This window comes from Campylobacter rectus, assembly GCF_004803795.1.
GTDB classification, from domain to species: domain Bacteria; phylum Campylobacterota; class Campylobacteria; order Campylobacterales; family Campylobacteraceae; genus Campylobacter_A; species Campylobacter_A rectus.
Genome location: NZ_CP012543.1, coordinates 2,313,775 through 2,331,986, shown reverse-complemented (window position 1 = coordinate 2,331,986; position 18,212 = coordinate 2,313,775). Strand labels below are relative to the sequence as shown.

Genomic DNA, 18,212 nt, shown 5'->3' with positions numbered 1-18,212 from the left:
AGACGCACTCTTTTTAAGAGCTGCTAGCAGAGCGTAATTCAATCTTTTTCCCTTAACAAAGAAGCAAACCAACTCCAAGCGATGTGTCAAATTTGAAAACTCAAATTTAGTGTCGTCAAGATGCGGGTCTCGGCGAGTAAAATTTGAAGCCGAAATTTACAAATTTGACTTCAAATTTGAATGCAAAACGATAAGGCGCAGTATTTTTACGTCAGATGAGGCAGCGGCGAATGAGGCGAGGGAGCGGACCGGTCGTCCGTAACCGATTTGACATTTTCAAGGTGCGGGTCTCGGCGAGTCAAATTTGCAAATTTAATGCCAAATTTGAACGTAAAAAGTCAAGGCGCAGTATTTTTACGTCAGACGAGGCAGCGGCAAACGAGGCGAGGAGGGTGGACTCGCTCGCCCGTAACCGAAGCCGAGCGAGCCGCTAACGAAGTATGACGGAAAAAGACAAGCCGCTAAATTTAGATTACTCGCCGCTTAGCAGGATATATCCACTCTCGCTAATATTTTTAAACCTCACCCCCAGCTCCCGCTTCAGCCTCAGTACGACGTTTTGTATCGCGCCCTTGCTAGAAAGCTCGTTTTCATATACGAACTCCTCGATCATCTCGTAGCTCACGAGTTTGTTTAGATTATACGCGAAGAGCCAGAAGAGCTTGTTTTGCAAAAACGAAAGATAAATTTCTTCGCCGTTTTTGTAGATCTTTTCTTTGGCGAGATTTATGCTCGTTTGCGGGCTTAAGCGCACGAGCTTCTCGTCCTTTTCGTAGGTCAGAGCCACTAGTAGGCGGCGCAGCGCCGTGATATCGACCGGCTTTTTTAAAAAAGACGCCGCACCGTGCTCGATGCTTTTGATGAGATTGTCGTCGGTGTCGTAGGAGGTAAAGACGATAAATTTTTGCACGGGCTTGATACGTATCATCTCCTTCATCATCTCAAAGCCATTCATTGCGGGCATGTGGATGTCGGTGATGACGACCGTAGGGGCTAGCTTTTTAAAGCGCTCCAGCCCCTCTAGTCCGTCGCCCGCGCCCCAGACGCTTAGGCAGTAGGGTTTTAGCCCGCCTATTAGCAGCTCCCTTGCGATCTCGTCGTCCTCGACGATGAGGACGCTCAGGTCTTTAAGTAGCCTCAAAGTTTCTTGCATCTCACTCCTTTAAATTTATCTCAAAGCCGAGCTCAAACGTCGTCGGATCGCCAGCACTCAGCAGCCTGATATCGCCTGAAAGCTTCTCGTTTGCGAGCTTTTTACCGAAATACAGCCCGATGCCGCTTCCTTGCTTTTTGGTGGTTTTTGGCTGGGTTAAAATTTTATCCCGAGCCGCCTTGCTCACGCCGCTGCCGTAGTCCGTGACGGCTATTTTACACATGCCGTTTTCAAATTTGACCTCGATAAAAATTTGCCGCTTGGCGATTTCGTCTTTGTATCGCTCCACGACCGCGTCCTTGGCGTTGTGTATGAGGATGAGTAAAATTTGCTGCACGATGCCCATTCGCTGCGTGGCCTCTTCGTCTTGAAACTCGCGCAAACTTACCGCGACGTTTGCCTTGCTAAGCTCGGTGTGCATGAGCTTTAACAGGTCTTTGACGCAGCGCTGCACGCTAAATTTTTGCGGGCTGTCGCTCGTTTTATAAAAATTTCTAAAAATCTCGATCGTATCGCTCAAAAGCACGGTCGCCGCCTGCCCCTTTTGCAGCATATTTTCTAGCGTCGCGGCGTCTAGCTTGCCGTCTTTTTGCAGCATAAGCAAGCTTGAGATCATCAAATTTAGCGAATTTACCGGCTGAATAAACTGATGATTTATGCCGCTGATTAGCTCGCCCGCCTCGCTCATACGGGCTTTATGCTTGAGCAGAGCTTCGTAGTCGTCTTGCAGGTTTTTGATTTTTGAATACATAAAGTTGTGGAGGAAATTTGCCACCAGCGCCAGCGCCGCGAACGCAAAAAGCAGGATGAGGGCGTTTTTTAGCGCGGAGTTAAGCAGCGCGGCGAGCTCCTTTTCGTTATCGGTGCCTGCGCCGATGAACCAGTTTAGCGTGGGGATCTCTGCGACGGAGATAAAATTTGATCCGATTTTTATGCTCGTGATGTCTTCGCCCCGCAGGAAAAGCTCTTTAAATTTATCCTCGATCTGCTTTTTTAGCGCCGCGTCCTTCATCGGCGTTAAAATTTCGCCGCCGTGCGTGACGATGAAGGCGTAAGAATCTGGCGCTAGTTTAAATTTTTCCATATTTTTTAGTATGTTTTGCAGCTTCACTACGCCGCAAAACACACCCGCAAACGAGCTGCCGTCCAGCACGGGCACGCATAAATTTAGCGTCGGCTCGTCTAAGGTTTTATGGCGCTGCATAAAATTTACCGTGGGCGCGAGCGTGCTTTTGGTCTCTTCAAACCACACAAGCCCCGTGCGAAGGCTCTTTGGCATCGCTTCATCGTCGCCCAGCTCCTTGCCGTCTACGAAAATTTCTCCATCCTCGCGCAAAAACTGCAATGCGTCGAATTCCGCGGAGTTTTCTTTAAAAAGGCGTATGAAGCCGCCGAGCTTTTCGTCGTCTCGTATTGCGTCTGCGTTTTGCATAAATTTAGCCGCGCGCACCAGAGAGTGCAGGCGCTCGTCCAGCCAAAATGAGAAATTCCCGACCATATTTTCGCTCGCGGCGATCTTGTTTTTATCCGCGAGCGTCGTGATCTGCGCCTTGGCGTCCTCGTAGTTTTTCACGCCCAAAAGCACCACGGAAAGGCTTGCGAAAATGATGATGAAGTAAATTTTAAAATTATGTTCGCGTAAGGCTTTCATGCGCCCAGTATAGCAAAATCGGTCTAAATTTAGACCGATTTAAGCTTTTTTGATAGTTAAAATTTTGCAAATAAACATCGCGGCAAGCACGACGAAGCAGACGCCAAAGCCGATGAGAGTGCAGTCCGCCATCGACATAAATTTGCTTGATGGGATCAGGTACCAGCCGTCCCCATAAAGATCGACTAAATACTTCTGAAAGCCGTCTAGCGTGACGCCCTCGGGCACCAGCGGACTGTCGTAGCCGCAGTCGCCCGTAGGCAAGAACCAATCGGGCGCCCACCGCTCAAGCGGCAGGCCGAACGGATAGTGCGGCTCGGTCGAGCAGCCCTGTACGCCGAACGGTTCGTCTCCGTGCACGGCGTCGTGGATCTTGGCGAGTTTTACGCTATACATTATGCCCTGAATCGCGCCCCAAAAGGCTAGCAGGTAGCCAAGCGCGGCGAGGAGCAAATTTTTAGGATTTATGATCGCGACTAGCCCTCCTAGCGCCATGCACAAAAATGCAAAGCGGATATAGACGCACTGCTCGCAAGGCGGCATATAGACGTAGTTTTGAAACAGCGAGTGCGCGAGGATAACAAGCCCCGCGCTCACCGCTACGAGGATCACCCACGGCAGGCGGCTATCTGCGAATTTTGCTATTTTTTCCGCAAATTTCATGCCCGCGCCCTATTTTTTGAGCAGCTCTTCTACTAGCTGCGCCATGCCGTCGATGGAGCTGATGGACTTCGTCATGATGAGGTATTTGCCGTTTACGACAAAGGCCGGCACGCCCTGGATCTTGGCTACGTCGTAGCTCTCGTCCCATTTTTTAAGCAGTTCGGCGACTTTCGGGTCTTCTAGCTTTTTTTGATAGTCTGCCTCGCTGATGCCTGCCGCATCAAGCCCCGTCTTTAAAAACGCAGCCTCGTCCTTGCCGTCGCTCCAGCGTTGCTTTTGATCGTGATAGGCCTTGTAGTAGGCAAATTTAGCCTTTTTAAACAGCGAGTTTTCATCTAGCAGGCTCACGCCCTTTTCCTCGTCCATCACGGCTAAAACGGCAAAAATTTTACTTCCGAGCTCGCCGTATTCGCCCTTGGTTTTTAGATGAAACGGCGCGTATTTTAGCCCCGCGACCTTTTCTACGACCTTCGGCGTGACGGTTTTGTCGTATTTGTAGCAAAACGGGCATGCGTAGCTAAAGACCTTAACTAGCGTGTTTTGCTCCACGGATAGCGGTTTTTCGAGTTTTACGTAGTCCTCGCCCTCGGTAAACGCAGCCGCGCTCATCGCGCCAAATATCGCGACGGTTAGAAAGCCTTTGCTAAATTTAGAAAGTAGGTTCATGGAATGCTCCTTAAAATGATTTCATTTGCGCTAATTTTATATCCTCCCGCCGCCGCAAAGCTCACGAGAAGATAAATTTTAGATTAAATTTATGAAATTTCGGCTAAATTTTAGCGCAGAAGATAAAATTTGAAATTATTTTTTATAATTAAGTGTTTTTTAATAAATACGTGATTTTTATGTTAGCGAGCTTGATTAAAATTACGATATCAAACCAATTTCAAAGGAGAATAAGATGAAGCGAACTCTTTCTTCATTTGCGCTAGCTGTGGCGCTTTTAGGCGGTCTAAGCACGGCTGCGCTGGCTATCGGCGGACCTAGCGGCGCGCACATAGACTACGGCATCCCGGGCAAGATCGGCGAAGTGGTCGTAAATCCGTACGACATCGCGCCACTAACGGCGGTCATCAAAAACGGCGGCTACACGCTAGCAAACGCGAAAGTCACCATCGTGCCGAAGCCTGACGGTCAGACGATCAGCTACAAAGTCGCCGACAAACACCTTCGCACTCACGGCGGAATTCCCGTTTTCGGACTATATCCCGACTATCAAAACACCGTCGAGGTCGAGTACGATAAAATTTACAAGGGTCAAACCGAACGCGTAAAAGAAACCTATAAAATTTACGCTCCTGCGATTTATTTGGAGAGCTCCGGCATGCCGTCTCAAAAGGGCGCGCTGTTTGATAAAATCGAAGTCGTAAAGGCTCCGAGCGCGAAATTTGCCAATCGCCTCTACTACGTAAATAACTTCGTAAATAAAACGGGCAAGAGCACCAAAGTCGTGTGGAACAACCCCGCAGGCGGCGCGATCGAGTGGAACTATAGCCCAAATAACTTCGTGCTAGACACCAAAGGCGAAGTGCGCTGGTATCTGGAGCCGAGTAAAATTTACGACCTCAAGCAACCGTTTAGCGCGGGCGTCATGATGGGCTTTAAGCAAAACGACGACGGCGCGATGACGTGGGGCTATGGCCAAAGATACGCCAAATACGACATAATGGGCCGCGAAATCTTTAACCGCGAGCTACCTGCGGGCTACAACGACTTCTCGCACTCTATGGACGTTGCGCAAAACGGGCACTACTTCCTCCGCGCGGCAAACGCCAACTATAAACGCGCCGACGGTAAAAACGTCCGCACCGTGCGCGACGTCATCGTCGAGGTCGATCGCGACGGCAACGTCGTGGATGATTTTAGGCTGTATGAAATCTTAGATCCGTATCGCGACATCGTGCTAAAAACGCTCGATCAGGGCGCGGTGTGCCTAAATATCGACGCTAGCAAGGCGGGCCACACCGCGAGCGCGGACGAGCTAGCCGAGATGGATACGAACGAAAAATGGGGCGACATCGTGGGCTCGGGCCCCGGACGCAACTGGGCGCACGTAAATAGCGTGGACTACGACCCGTCTGATGATAGTATCATCATCTCTAGCCGCCACCAAGACGCCGTCATCAAGATCGGCCGCGACAAAAAAGTCAAGTGGATAATGGGCGCGCACAAAGGCTGGAAGGATCAGTTTAAGGGCTACTTGCTCCAGCCTGTAGATAAAGACGGCAAAAAAATAGTCTGCGAGGACGAATACTCAAAATGCCCGGGATATGAGAGCGAGAAAGGTGGATTTGACTGGCAGTGGACGCAACACACGGCATTCCGCATCGACAGCAAGTCCAAAAAGGGCATAGTGTATCTAACCGTCTTTGATAACGGCGACACCCGCGGAATGGAGCAGCCTGCGATGGCTGGCATGAAATACTCCCGCGCGGTCGTCTATAAAATCGACGAAAAAGCTAAAACCGTCGAGCAGGTCTGGGAATACGGCAAACAGCGCGGCAGCGAGTGGTACAGCTCTGTTACATCGCTTGCGCAGTATCAAGACGACCTAGATAGCGTGATGGTTTACTCGGCGGTCGCGGGCATGCAGTTTGACATCGCCAAGGGCCGTCCGGTCGGCGTACCTAGCCCTCACATCAACGAGTTTGAGTGGGGCGCAAAAGAGCCGTCAATCGAAATCAAAATGACCAACGCGATGGGCTATCAGGCGTTTCCGTTTAGTCTAGAAAAGGCGTTTGAGAAGTAAAATTTAAAATTTTAAAATTTAGCGGCTCCCGGCCTGGTGCGCTTCGGGGCCGCTTTTTGGTAAATTTGGATTTTGCGTTTGCGACTCGTTTAAATTTGCCGGTTCAAATTTGACGGGTCGCAGGCTTTGAAATTTGGTCTTAAAGTTTGATATCGCCGTAAAATTTAGCTTTAAATTTAAGCCCGGATTTGACGACCTTAACCCGCACCGCGAAAACTTCAGCGTCAAATCTAACGGAAATTTACGTCGAGCAAGGCTGCCGCATAAGGTCGCTAAAACCGTGCGAGATTTGGCGATTGATTTAAATAATTTTGCTTGCGTCGCACTGCCGAATTTGACCGCACAAAAGGTAAAATTTAGGCTCGCGTTTCCATCCTTTGCGCTAGTCTAAATCTTACCTTTTTCTACCGAGCGCTTGGGAGAAAATCGGACTCCAAACAATCGCAATGCCCGAGCGCTTGGGTTTTTAAACGGCTACATAGGCAAGGGGCTTACGCTCCCGCACCCTTAATGCCGCTTAAATTCTACCGTTATCTTAAGCTCAAAAAACTTAAAATTTAGATATATTCTCAGCAACAGGTGCCTACTATGTGTCCTCATAGTTTGCCTTGTAGCGTATTTGCCCCTTTCGCGCAAGATTGGGGCAGACTTTCATTTCATCCGATTTTTACTTAAATTTATCCCCCCTTTCTTGCAAATTTTACTCCCAAATTTCAGTAATTTTGCAGGATTGGGCAAGTTTTTTGCAGGATCGTTCTAACGCTTTTTTGCAAAAACGGATATAATCTGCGCAACAAAACGGCGGAGGCGAAATATGCAAAAATTTGTCGAGCAAAAATTTATCGGCGAGCGCGCGATGTTTGGCGTAAAGGACGCGGAGTTTGAGCGGTGTGGGTTCGTGGCGGGAGAGTCGCCGCTAAAGCACGGGCAAAATTTGCGCCTGAAAAACTGCATTTTCGAGTGGAAATATCCGCTGTGGTACGCCAAAAACATCGCCGTAGAGGATGGATTTTTGACGCAGACGGCGCGCGCTGGCATCTGGTACTCGCAGGACGTGAGCTTTAAAGATACGCTAATCCAGGCGCCAAAATCCTTCCGCAGGTGCCAAAACGTGAGGCTGGAAAACGTAAATTTGACCCGGGCCGAGGAGACGCTGTGGAGCTGCGCGGACGCGGAGATAAAAAACGTCTGCGCGCACGGGGATTATTTTGCTATGAACTGCGAAAACGTGCGCGTTTACGGGCTAAATTTGGACGGGAACTACGGCTTTGACGGCTGTAAGAACCTGCTCGTCGAGGATAGCAAACTGCTTAGCAAAGACGCCTTTTGGAACTGCGAGAACGTGACCGTGCGAAACAGCTTCATCAGCGGCGAATACCTCGCGTGGAACAGCAAAACGTAACCTTTGAAAACTGCACGATAGAGAGCTTGCAGGGGCTTTGCTACGTGCAAAATCTCATGCTGCGCGGCTGCCAGACGCTAGATACCACGCTAGCCTTTGAGTATTCAAGCGTGGACGTAGAAATTTTAGGGGGCATAGCTAGCGTGAAAAACCCGCTCTCAGGTGTGATAAGGGCGAGGGAGATAGGCGAAGTGATCATAGAGAAGGAATGCGTAGATCCGGCCGCGACTAAAATAATCTATTTAAAATAGCGGCTCGTCTTTTTGTCTTATACTTCGCCCGGTTTTGCCGCAAGCTGCGGTCGCGTATTTATACGCTCCTTCCCTTTGCCCTTGCTCATCCGCCTCGCCTAAAACCGTTTTATGTTTAAATTTGACTCCGAACGACAAATGGCGTCTCGTCTCGCAAGTGCTTTTATAGAAACCTCGCCTGCGGCGTCGCTTCGCTGGTTTTGAAAGAGATTTTTACTTCGCTTTGCTCGCAACTGCAAGCAGAAGAAAATTTAATCTGCGACAGGCTTCATGCCTACTCTTGATTAAAATTTTTCGCACAACTTTCAAAATCATCTCGCGATACTTCGCCTTTATTCCTTGCGCTCAAATTTGAAATTAGCTTTTAAATCCAAGTAGCGCTTCAAATTTGACTCTGAACGAAAAATAACGGCTCGTCTTTTTGTCTTATACTTCGCTGCGGGCGGCAGTCACGTATTATATATACGCTCCTTTGCCCTTGCTCATCTGCCTCGCTTAAAACAAAAACGCTTCGCCTTATCGTTTCAGGTTTAAATTTGACCCCGAACGACTCAAAAAGCGCTAGAAAAAGTGCGTAAATTTGACCGTAAGCAGAGCGAAATTTGGCGTCGGGTATTAGATTTTAAAGATATTTTTGCTACACTCTGCAAATTTTTAATACAAAAGGATATCAAATGAACCCTTCAGAATTTATCTGGATGGACGGGAAATTGGTTAAATGGGAGGACGCGAAGATTCACGTCTTGGCGCACTCTCTTCACTATGCAAACGCCGTATTTGAGGGCACTAGAGCGTATATGACGGATAAGGGCTTAGCGATATTTCGCTTGAGCGATCACACCGCGCGCCTACTAAAATCGGCTAAAATGACGATTTTAAACGTTAAATACTCGCAAAAAGAGCTCGAAGACGCACAGATCGAGCTACTTCGTGCAAATAAATTTAAATCAAACGTCTATCTGCGCCCTATCGTCTATCTAGGCTACGGCGTGATGGGCCTAACTCACACCAAAGCTCCCGTAAATACGGCGATCGCCGCATGGGAGTGGGGCGCGTATCTAGGCGAAGAGGGGCTTACAAAAGGCATAAAAGTAAAAATTTCAAGCTTTGCCAAGCTAAACGTCGGCGGTCAAATGAGCCGCGCGAAATCAAGCTCGAACTATCTCTGCTCGCAAATGGCCAACTACGAGGCTAAAGAGGCTGGCTACGACGAGGCGCTACTACTTGATAGCGAGGGCTATATTTCGGAAGGTTCCGGCGAGTGCTTTTTCATCGTGGAAAACGGCGCGCTCATCACTCCGCCAAACGACAGCAGCCTAGCTAGCATCACGCAAGACACCGTTATCAAGATCGCCCACGATCTAGGCATCGAAGTACGTAGAGAGCGCATCACCCGCGACCGCGCATATGTAGCCGACGAGGCGTTTTTCACGGGAACGGCGGCAGAGGTCACTCCGATAAGCAACATCGACAACCGCATAATCGGCGCGGGCGAGCGTGGAGCGGTAACCAAACGCCTACAAGACGCGTATTTTGACGTAGTTTATGGACGTAATCCAAAATACGCTTCAATGCTAACTTACATTTAAGGAACGAAATGCCAGCAGATTTAAATGATTATTTTAATAAAAAACGAGGCTCCGGCGGCGGAGACGATAACGGCGGCGAGAACAAAGGGTCAAAAGTAAATTTTAAAACGCCCGATTTTAAGGGATTTGGCAAAATTTCGGGTTTTGCCTACGCTATCATCGCGATAGTGGCCGTGATCGCGCTCACGCAGCCTTTCGTCACGATAAATTCGGGCGAAGTGGGTATCAAGTCAAATTTAGGTAAATACGACCCGTCTCCGATGCAACCGGGACTACACTTCTTTATCCCGTTTTTGCAAAAGGTCATTGTAGTCGATACGCGCGTGCGCCTCATCAACTATACTTCGGGCGAAGATATGGGCGAGGTGCAAAAATACTCCGGGCAGTCGCAAGCGGGCATCATCCGCAAAAATTCGATCTCCGTTTTGGACGCGAGAAATTTACCCGTCAGCATCGACATCACCGTGCAGTATCGCCTAAATCCCGAGAATGCGCCTCAAACGATCGCGTCTTGGGGGCTTAGCTGGGAAAACAAGATCGTCGATCCCGTCGTGCGCGACGTCGTGCGCAGTATCGCGGGTAAATACACCGCCGAGGAGCTTCCGACGAAGCGAAACGACCTAGCCACGGCTATCGATGACGGTATCCGTAAGGACATCGACGCGCAGCCAAATAAACCCGTCGAGCTGCTAACCGTGCAGCTTCGCGAGATCATCCTGCCTGAAAAAGTAAAAGAGCAGATCGAGCGCGTGCAAATCGCTAAACAAGAGGCCGAGCGAACCAAATACGAAGTAGAGCGCGCCAATCAAGAGGCGCTCAAAAAAGCGGCCCTCGCAGAAGGTACGGCAAAAGCCGCTATCATCGAGGCTCAGGGTCGCGCGGACGCGGCTAAGATCGAAGCTGATGCACAGGCTTACGCTAACCGCGAGGTCGCAAAAAGTTTGGATCAAAATTTGTTAAATTTAAAACAGATCGAGACACAGGGTAAATTTAACGAGGCACTACGCGAAAATAAAGACGCGAAGATATTTTTAACACCCGGTGGAGCGGTGCCGAATATCTGGGTAGATACGAAGGATAAGGCGAAGCAAAGCGCGATAACGCAATAAATTTAACGGCTTGTCTTTTGAGCGTATTTAACGGAGCTAGTAAAAATTTAGCTCGGCGGACTACCTTGCCCAGCCTACGCTAAATTTTTACTTCGCTTCTGCTTGCAGTTGCGACCGCAAGGGAAGCAAAGCCTTTTCTCGCTTTAGCGTTACGAGCATAGCGAAGTAAAAATCCATCTCGCGATATTGCGGCTTGTCTTTTTGCCCTATACTTCGTTATTTTTAAATTTGGCTCGGTCATTACCGACGAGGTAACTCCCGTCGCCAAATTTAAAAGCGCCTCGTCTAGAACTTCTTGAAAAGCTATGAGCGCAGCGAAGTAGAAAAATCCTATGCTTTATCGCTTTATGTTCAAATTTGAAGTTAAATTTATAGCTTCCGGTTTCAAATTTTATTCGCCGAGACCCGCACCTCGAAAATGTCAAATTTGAATCATGTTTGCGACGCTTTGCGTCAGCAAAGCTATGTCGCCACCTCTCACGTGCAGTGGGGTTAAAGAGGACTTCTGCATCGCTTCGCTTGCAACTGCAAGCAGATAGGAGCGAGTCTGCCTCTAGTAGTTACGAGTGCGGGGCGCGAAGTAAAGGAAAAGGGCGCTCTACTTTAGCTTCACTACGTTCGCTACCGTCACCCTACGGGCTTGAGACCACTTCGCTCGTAGCTGTAAACAGAGCGTAAGTAGGTCTGCTCGCAGTTGCGAGCCACAGGCGAAGCAAAGCCCTTTCCGCTTCCAAGAAAAATTTAAAAGTCAGAGATTTGAATAAATTTTAATCTTTGTGTAAAATTTAGCAAATTTTTAAAACCCAAACGCTGGGCACGAATTGTCGTTTGCGCCCGCGATAAATCGCGGCACGTTCTGCTCTGCTTCCACGCTCTGCGTTCGCAGCTTTTGGGGAAGCAGTTGAGAGGCAAAGCCGAAGCAAAACGTGTTTCGCTTATTGTGTTTTAAAAATTTTTTGAAGTCAAATTTTGATATTTTCAAGATACGAATCTCGGCGAATAAAATTTAAAAAATCAAACAAAAAGCAAAAATATTGTAATATTTCACAAAATATCCGTCAAAGAGACCAAAATGTGCACCAAGCCAAACTCGTAGCCGAAAGGAAATAAAATGAAAATAGATTGGAAAAAAGTGGGCGGCCTTTTGCCCGCCGTCGTTCAAGAAAGCTCGAGCGGCGAGGTTTTGATGCTTGCTTATATGAACGAAGAGGCACTAAATTTGAGCCTAAAAACGGGCTTTGCGCACTATTTTTCGCGCACGAAAAACCGAATCTGGAAAAAGGGCGAGGAGAGCGGAAATACGCAGGCCATAGATGAGATTTTCCTTGACTGCGACAACGACACGATACTGCTCAAAGTCGTTCAAAACGGCGGCGTAGCGTGCCACACCGGCGCAAAATCGTGCTTTTTTAGAAAGATTTCGGGAGACGGCGACGAGTCAAATTTAACCAGTGCCGACGGACAAAATTTGACGCAAGAGCAATTAACCCAAGCTAAAAAGCCGATCTACGGCATAATCGACGAGGTTTATCACACGATAATGGACCGCAAGCTAAACGCCGATCCGCAGACTTCATACGTCGCGAGCCTGTTTAAAAAGGGCGAAAACGCGATCCTAAAAAAGGTCGGCGAGGAGGCCACGGAGCTAGTGATGGCATGCAAGGACGCATCGGCGCGCAAAAGCGATATCTCACGGTTTGACGTCGCCGAAAGCGAGCGCGAGACGATAAATTTGAGTAAATCGTGCGCTGACGAAAATCAAACGAACAAAGAGCGAGGCGGGCGGAATTTGCAAAATTCGAGCGAAAATAACGGCTCGAAAAGCGGTCAAATTTTGCCAAATTTAACCCAAAGCCAAAACGAAAATTTTACTAAAATTTCAAACGAAAACGCCGCAAACAAAAACAGCCAAACCGAGACGTCTCAAAACCAAAAGCCAAAAACGCCGACCGAGGAGATCGTCTATGAGGCGGCCGATTTGTGCTTTCACTCGCTAGTGGCGTTGGCGCTGCACGGCATTCACCCGGGCCGCGTCAAAGCCGAGCTCGCGCGCCGTTTCGGACTAAGCGGTATCGAGGAAAAAAACTCGCGAAAAGGCTAGGGCGGTCAAATTTGGCACGCTTTATGCAGGTGGATTTCAAATTTGGCTCGCCGCAAGGCAAACGAAGCAAAGAGGCAAGATGATAAACGAACTAAAACAAGGCTTAAATTTCTATCTGACGCACCTTAGCTGGGTGGATTTTGCCGCCTATATCTGGATGTTTTTGACCTTTTTAGCGCTCGTTTCGCTTTGCGTCTATGTCGCGTCAAAGTCCTATTTGGCGGGTTTTGCGCTGGTGATCGTCACTATTGCTGGGCTTGGATGCGGGGCGTATTTTATGCCTAAGCTTTTAGACGAAAATTTGCGCACTCGCTCGCTCGAGCTAGTCTCAACCAAGCAACTTGAGTACTCAAACACGCTGCTTGTGGATCTGCGCCTCACAAATCTCTCGAAAAAGTCGTTTAATTACTGCAAAATCGGCCTTAGCTTTTACAAAAACTCGGGCAATGCGCTGCGCCGTTACGCAAACGAGCTAAAGCCGTTTTTAAAGGAAAATATTGTGCTAAAAGACGCGCTGGACGTAAATGCGACACACGAGATCACGCACGCGGTAAATAACTTTCGCGCGCAGGATTACAACGTCACGGCAAGCTCGGAGTGTTTTTGATGGAAGGGTATTTTAACGTCTTTCACCTCATCGCGCTTGCGGTTTTGGTGCTGCTCTCAATGCTTTTTATGCTGATATCGCGCGGCGAAAAAGACCTGAGGCTTTTTAAAATTTATCTCGCGATAAACGTTGCCGCAACGCTGATATTCGGCTATTTTTTTATGCTCGTCGTGGATAAATACACGAAAAAAGCCGTCTTGATAGAGGTCACCGGTCACCGCGTACTCAGAAACGAGATGATCGTTTTTAAGGGTTCGCTGCGAAATACGGGCGAGTTTAGCATAGCAAGCTGCGAGCTGACCGTCAAACTCGTCAATAATCCCGTGAGCAAGGACACGATCGCGGGCTCTATCTTTAAGCCTAGCGGGTTATCGCTGTTCTCGCGCGGCGATGAGCGCTCAAACGTCGCGGAAGTCACCGCTAGCGTCGCTAAAAATATCGCGCCGAAGCAGATACGAAATTTTAGCGTTTCGATGCCTTATCCGTCGTATTTTACAAATACCCAAACGATAACGAAGCTGGAGTGCAGATAGAGCGCGGCTGCGGGTAAAATTGCCCGATATATTGACTCAAGATATGCTTAATTCTATTATGTTCGCTTTAAATTTGATTTACCGTGCGGCAATTATACCACTTTTCACTATCTCTATCGCCCCCCCCTTTTTTTATCTTTAAAGATATCCAAAATATCGGCTACGGCATATAAAATTTTAGCATTTTCTACGGCTTTTGCAGCACGCTCTTTTTGCTAAATTTGGATTGATGTTTTTTAGGTAGCCAGCGATTTTCATATAACCGGGATTCGGTTCGTTTAATAGCTTTTCGCAAGTCTTGGCTAAAAGCGCTTATCTCCAAATTTGCTTAAAATATCAAGCACAAAAAACGTTTCTTGCGGACCAGATAAGAGTTCTACGGCTTTAGCTAAAAGCTCTCTTGCGTAAATTTTATCTTTAAAATCATTCATAGCGCTGCTTGCCGCATAAGCATAATCAGATGCGGTTTTAGCATATTTTTGCCATCTCTATAAATCTCTAAGGTCCACCTTTATGCGCCAAATTCTTCTGCCATATCGTCTAAAATGTCATAGAATTTATAAAAGTCGTTCGTGTCTTTTATAACCGCGCAAAATATAAAAGCCGAGGCATTGATGGTTTTTCAAAATTTGGTAAAAAATCTTAAAAAACTACCCCGCAAATATTTTTTCTCGCCTATACTCTTTAAAAATTTTGACGATATTAAATGCGATTTTGGTAGCTATTAGCGCTAGAAAAATATGCCTAAAAGCATAAATTTTATTCAAAATTTTGTGTTTTTTCATAAGTTTTAGCGCGAGCGATTTTATCGCTTCTATCGGCTTTTTGATTGCTTCGCCGATCATTTTGTCTTTTAGCTCGCGGATGACGAGAGCGGTGATGATTTTTAGGTATTTTTTAGTTTTGGATGCGGGTAAATTTTGCGATTTTTGCGTCGCAGTTTCGCCGTAAATGCCGTCAATCCAAGCTTCAAAATTTCGCCGAGCATTTTTGCTTTTTAGGAGCTTTTCGCCGGCTTTGCTTATCTCGTAAATCCCGCGCGCGGTTTTTAAAACCATCCTTTTTTCTTGCGGCAAAGCTTGAATTTTAGGGCTATTTGCTATGACGCTTAAAAGCGCGTCCGTTTTGCTTTGGCTAGCACCGGTTTTGCGCGATAAAAACTCCGATATTTCTTTACGACTCGCCTTTTTTCTCTCGTTTAAAAACTGCGCCAATAAAAATAATCCTTGATAATCCATCGCAAAAACTCTCATTATTATATTAAAATGAGAATTATACTAAAAATATATCAAAATAAAATAAAAAGATAAAATCATTTTGACATTACCGCACTACCAGATAGGTAAATTTCACGTATTTAAGGAGCTTTGAAGCAAAGCAAAGGGCTTGGACTACAAATTTGAAATTTGTCTGCGCAGAGGCGATAAAATTTGCGGTAAATTTTACAAACATACGTCCGGTCGGTATTATTTGGTAAATTTAACGAAAGATCGCGGAATTTACCGAATAAATTTAAGCCTTGAAAGTCGGTAAATTTAAGCGTTTTAAACTGTTTAAATTTGCCATTTTCGCAAATCAGGCAAATTTAAGCTCAAAGTAGCCAAAAATCGATATCAAATTTAGCTCGCAAGCAAATCTAAATTTGAGACGCCAAAGGATATGTCGCTAAATTTTAGCCGTCAAATTTATTGCAAAAGTAATCTTAAATTCGGCGTCAAATTTATTTAGCCGATGAGTTTTTGAGCCGAATTTAACTAACGAAAAACTCCTGCGCGGCCTGCTTGCTCTCAAAAGGCTTCACGCAAATCTCGCGCCCGCCGATCCTGACTCGCACCGCCGTATCTTTATCGGCTCTGGTGTAGGCAAGCGCCAGCCGCACGGCAAACTCGAGGTCGGCCTCGTTAAATTTAGCATCCACGAAACTCACCGCGCCCACGATATCGCCGTCAAATTTGATCTGCGTAAATTTCGGATTATTTAGAGCTAGCAGTTTGGCGTTATCGTTTTCGTCGCGGCCGATGACCATTTTGGTCCCGTTTGTTAGGCGCAGATGCCGTCCGATGCGCAGCAGCTGCATATCCGCGTTAGTCATATCCGGGTCAAATTTGATGAAATCTTTGATTTTATTCGCGAAGCTCTCGATCGTGAGCAAGCACCCGCCGCCGGGCGTCTCATACTCGCTAAAGCCGAATTCCTTCGCAAGCGCGAGCTGCCTTTTGCGGTCGCGTCCGCTGATGGCGAGCAGTTTGCTGCGATCGACCCAGCCTTCGCGCTCTGGTTTTGTGGGTTTCATCAGCTGCGCAGACATCGGACGCAGGATGAGGTCGTCCTCGTCGCCCGCGGCGTTTTTGACCCGCGCCATCGCGTCGCGCCTCTGACTCATCGGACGCTGGCCGATCACTTCGCCAGTCGCGATAAAGCTAGCACCCTCCGAGCGCATCATCGCAAGCGCCGTTTTAAACATATATCCGTGGCAGTCGATGCAGGGGTTAAAGTGCTTGCCGTAGCCGTGTTTAGGTGTGAAAAGGACGTCGCGCAGGTATTCGTTTCTGATATTGATTATTTTAAGCTCTGCTCCGGCTTCGTTAGCGCGGCGGCGTAAAATTTCGGCCTTTTTCTCGTCGCCGCTAAAGCCGATGTCGATGTGGATCGCCGTGACGTCGATGCCCTGGGCCGTTAGCAGCCTGATGGCGATCATACTGTCCAGCCCGCCGCTAAATAAAACTAACGCTTTCATTTTTTCAGTGCCTCGATAATTTTTTTTATTTTTGTTAGTATTTGTTTCTTTTCTTCTAAAGGAATTTGTTTCATTGAGTATTCTTTGTGTAAATTTTCGTAAAATCCCACTTTTAAAATAACTATGTTTTTTAAAATCTCATCTTCTTCTTTGAAGGCGTCGTAGTTTTCAAACATCAGTTCGCGCACGGCGGGATCATCCGTGCCGACTCCTCGCGCTACGGCTTCGAAAATATCTCTGTGCCGCACAAAATATTCCGTCTTTAAATTTTCCAAAACGATTTTTTTTAAATTCGGATTTTCGAGCATCGTTTTCAAAAACCGAATTTCAAGTATATCTTTACGCCCGCGCTGATTTTTGCCGAAATTTTGCATTTCGTAGGCCTGCATACGCTCCTGGGCGGCTTGCGTATTTGCGCCTCTAGTTAGCCAAAACGACCCCTCGGCTATCTTTAAAATTTTAGCCACGAGCGGCGCGTAGGAGTTTGCGACGATGGGCTTTAGACTCGCCGTAAAGGCCTGGATCGCCTCTAGCGCCTTTTGCTTTTGCACGGGGCGCGATAGATCAAAGCCGCTAGCTAAATGCCTGATGTAAAATTCGCCGATCTCCGTGCCGCTTTCAAAAATTTGCCGCAGATACTCTATCTTGCCCGCTACCACCATATCGGCCGGATCGGCGCCGCCTTCTATGATGACGACGCTGCCGTCGATTTCGTTTTGCGCGAGTAGCAGGGCGGACTTCGTCGCGGCATTTATGCCCGCATCGTCGCCGTCAAAGCACAAAATAACGCTAATCTCGCCGCGCTTTAAAAGCGGCAGGTGTTTGGTCGTGAGAGCGGTTCCAAGCACGGCTACGACGTTGTTAAAGCCCGCCTTGTGCAGCATGATGACGTCCATGTAGCCTTCGGTGATGATGATCTGATTTTTGGTGAAAATTTCGCGCTTTGCCAGGTGGTAGCCGTAAAAAAGCGTTGATTTATCAAAGACCGCGGACTGGGGCGAATTTACGTATTTTGCGGGGTTGCCGCTGATCGTACGTCCGCCAAAACCCACGAGCCGTCCAGCATGCGTGTAGATAGGAAAGGTGATGCGGTTTATGAAACTAGCGTAAATGCCGTTTTCGTTTTGCTTTACGATGCCGACTTCTAGGGCTTCTTTTGGCTCTATTTGCTCGTTTTGCAGTAGCCTTATCGTTTGCGCGCTCTCAGGCGCGAAACCTAGTTCAAATTTATCTATTAGCTCGTCGGTGATACCGCGCGAGTAGAGATACTCCACGGCTGCTGGCGTTTTATAAAGCAGCGAGCGGTAAAAGGCGTTTGCGTTTTCTAGGATGTGCTTGTTTTCTTTCGCCGGTTCGCCGCCGCGCACGTAGTTTAGCGTGAAATTTTGCAGTCCGGCGATCTTTTCGACGGCTTCGGGGTAGCTTAGCTTTTCGTAGTCCATTACGAATTTGATCGCGTCGCCGCCGGCTTTGCACGAAAAGCAGTGAAATATCCCGCGCGACGGGCTCACGCTCATGCTCGGGTTTTTGTCGTCGTGAAACGGGCAGACGCACACGAAGTTCGCTCCGCTTTTTTTCAGCGGCAGATAGTGCCCGACGACATCGACGATATCGGTTTGCGCTTTTAGTCTTTCTATTGATTTTGGATCGATCATAAGCGAGATTAT

The 18,212-nt window shown here is 47.7% G+C and carries 15 protein-coding genes and 1 pseudogene; 8 read left to right on the top strand and 8 right to left on the bottom strand.

The window, feature by feature from the left end:
* Positions 1-472: 472 nt before the first annotated feature.
* From CRECT_RS11225 to CRECT_RS11210, 4 genes are read right to left on the bottom strand one after another with little or no spacing between them, the layout of a single operon-like run.
* A complete protein-coding gene (locus tag CRECT_RS11225; RefSeq protein ID WP_002945919.1) occupies positions 473-1,153 on the bottom strand; it encodes a response regulator transcription factor in 681 nt (226 codons plus the stop codon).
* A gap of 1 nt (position 1,154) precedes the next feature.
* Complete coding sequence (locus tag CRECT_RS11220) at positions 1,155-2,804, bottom strand: sensor histidine kinase (protein ID WP_002945917.1); 1,650 nt, start codon at positions 2,802-2,804, stop codon at positions 1,155-1,157.
* Between the two features lie 39 nt (positions 2,805-2,843).
* Positions 2,844-3,467, bottom strand: coding sequence for a protein-disulfide oxidoreductase DsbI (dsbI, locus tag CRECT_RS11215; protein WP_002945895.1), 624 nt, complete (start codon positions 3,465-3,467; stop codon positions 2,844-2,846).
* A gap of 9 nt (positions 3,468-3,476) precedes the next feature.
* Positions 3,477-4,133 (bottom strand): thiol:disulfide interchange protein DsbA/DsbL, encoded by a 657-nt coding sequence (locus tag CRECT_RS11210; protein WP_002945914.1) that lies wholly within the window; start codon positions 4,131-4,133, stop codon positions 3,477-3,479.
* A gap of 235 nt (positions 4,134-4,368) precedes the next feature.
* On the opposite strand from CRECT_RS11210, the gene CRECT_RS11205 reads away from it, so the two are divergent.
* From CRECT_RS11205 to CRECT_RS11170, 8 genes and pseudogenes are all read left to right on the top strand, one after another.
* Positions 4,369-6,216 carry an aryl-sulfate sulfotransferase gene (locus CRECT_RS11205; protein WP_002945896.1) on the top strand — a complete coding sequence of 616 codons (1,848 nt, stop codon included), beginning with the start codon at positions 4,369-4,371 and terminating at the stop codon, positions 6,214-6,216.
* A gap of 133 nt (positions 6,217-6,349) precedes the next feature.
* Positions 6,350-6,607, top strand: coding sequence for a hypothetical protein (locus CRECT_RS11200; RefSeq protein WP_002945900.1), 258 nt, complete (start codon positions 6,350-6,352; stop codon positions 6,605-6,607).
* Positions 6,608-7,030: 423 nt separating this feature from the next.
* Positions 7,031-7,869, top strand: a pseudogene (locus tag CRECT_RS11195) (DUF3737 family protein).
* 674 nt (positions 7,870-8,543) lie between these two features.
* Positions 8,544-9,458, top strand: a complete 915-nt coding sequence (gene ilvE, locus CRECT_RS11190) for a branched-chain-amino-acid transaminase (protein WP_002945915.1) — start codon at positions 8,544-8,546, stop codon at positions 9,456-9,458.
* 8 nt (positions 9,459-9,466) lie between these two features.
* Positions 9,467-10,567 carry an SPFH domain-containing protein gene (locus CRECT_RS11185; protein ID WP_002945892.1) on the top strand — a complete coding sequence of 367 codons (1,101 nt, stop codon included), beginning with the start codon at positions 9,467-9,469 and terminating at the stop codon, positions 10,565-10,567.
* Between the two features lie 1,111 nt (positions 10,568-11,678).
* Entirely contained in the window at positions 11,679-12,668 is a 990-nt protein-coding gene (hisIE, locus tag CRECT_RS11180) for a bifunctional phosphoribosyl-AMP cyclohydrolase/phosphoribosyl-ATP diphosphatase HisIE (RefSeq protein ID WP_002946047.1), read from the top strand.
* A 79-nt stretch (positions 12,669-12,747) separates the two neighbouring features.
* Positions 12,748-13,275, top strand: coding sequence for a DUF2393 family protein (locus tag CRECT_RS11175; RefSeq protein WP_002946060.1), 528 nt, complete (start codon positions 12,748-12,750; stop codon positions 13,273-13,275).
* A complete protein-coding gene (locus tag CRECT_RS11170; RefSeq protein ID WP_002946073.1) occupies positions 13,275-13,808 on the top strand; it encodes a DUF2393 family protein in 534 nt (177 codons plus the stop codon). Before CRECT_RS11175 ends, CRECT_RS11170 begins: the two co-directional genes overlap by 1 nt.
* A 302-nt stretch (positions 13,809-14,110) precedes the next feature.
* Here CRECT_RS11170 and CRECT_RS13025 read toward each other — a convergent pair whose 3' ends face one another.
* The 4 genes from CRECT_RS13025 to dnaG all read right to left on the bottom strand — a co-directional run bounded on the left by CRECT_RS13025 (position 14,111) and on the right by dnaG (position 18,200).
* A complete protein-coding gene (locus tag CRECT_RS13025) occupies positions 14,111-14,239 on the bottom strand; it encodes a hypothetical protein (protein WP_257792180.1) in 129 nt (42 codons plus the stop codon).
* 219 nt (positions 14,240-14,458) lie between these two features.
* Positions 14,459-15,022, bottom strand: coding sequence for a hypothetical protein (locus CRECT_RS11165; protein ID WP_002946046.1), 564 nt, complete (start codon positions 15,020-15,022; stop codon positions 14,459-14,461).
* 536 nt (positions 15,023-15,558) lie between these two features.
* On the bottom strand, positions 15,559-16,545 hold the full coding sequence (locus CRECT_RS11160) for an argininosuccinate synthase domain-containing protein (protein ID WP_002946068.1): 987 nt from the start codon (positions 16,543-16,545) through the stop codon (positions 15,559-15,561).
* Positions 16,542-18,200 (bottom strand): DNA primase, encoded by a 1,659-nt coding sequence (gene dnaG, locus CRECT_RS11155; protein ID WP_002946048.1) that lies wholly within the window; start codon positions 18,198-18,200, stop codon positions 16,542-16,544. Before dnaG ends, CRECT_RS11160 begins: the two co-directional genes overlap by 4 nt.
* Between the last annotated feature and the right edge of the window lie 12 nt (positions 18,201-18,212).

Excerpts from the sequence above, each read along its gene's own strand:
- CRECT_RS11225 (WP_002945919.1), bottom strand. The coding sequence starts at position 1,153 with ATGCAAGAAACTTTGAGGCTACTTAAAGACCTGAGCGTCCTCATCGTC.
- CRECT_RS11220 (WP_002945917.1), bottom strand. The coding sequence starts at position 2,804 with ATGAAAGCCTTACGCGAACATAATTTTAAAATTTACTTCATCATCATT.
- dsbI (WP_002945895.1), bottom strand. The coding sequence starts at position 3,467 with ATGAAATTTGCGGAAAAAATAGCAAAATTCGCAGATAGCCGCCTGCCG.
- CRECT_RS11210 (WP_002945914.1), bottom strand. The coding sequence starts at position 4,133 with ATGAACCTACTTTCTAAATTTAGCAAAGGCTTTCTAACCGTCGCGATA.
- CRECT_RS11205 (WP_002945896.1), top strand. The coding sequence starts at position 4,369 with ATGAAGCGAACTCTTTCTTCATTTGCGCTAGCTGTGGCGCTTTTAGGC.
- ilvE (WP_002945915.1), top strand. The coding sequence starts at position 8,544 with ATGAACCCTTCAGAATTTATCTGGATGGACGGGAAATTGGTTAAATGG.
- CRECT_RS11185 (WP_002945892.1), top strand. The coding sequence starts at position 9,467 with ATGCCAGCAGATTTAAATGATTATTTTAATAAAAAACGAGGCTCCGGC.
- hisIE (WP_002946047.1), top strand. The coding sequence starts at position 11,679 with ATGAAAATAGATTGGAAAAAAGTGGGCGGCCTTTTGCCCGCCGTCGTT.
- CRECT_RS11175 (WP_002946060.1), top strand. The coding sequence starts at position 12,748 with ATGATAAACGAACTAAAACAAGGCTTAAATTTCTATCTGACGCACCTT.
- CRECT_RS11170 (WP_002946073.1), top strand. The coding sequence starts at position 13,275 with ATGGAAGGGTATTTTAACGTCTTTCACCTCATCGCGCTTGCGGTTTTG.
- CRECT_RS13025 (WP_257792180.1), bottom strand. The coding sequence starts at position 14,239 with ATGAATGATTTTAAAGATAAAATTTACGCAAGAGAGCTTTTAGCTAAA.
- CRECT_RS11160 (WP_002946068.1), bottom strand. The coding sequence starts at position 16,545 with ATGAAAGCGTTAGTTTTATTTAGCGGCGGGCTGGACAGTATGATCGCC.
- dnaG (WP_002946048.1), bottom strand. The coding sequence starts at position 18,200 with ATGATCGATCCAAAATCAATAGAAAGACTAAAAGCGCAAACCGATATC.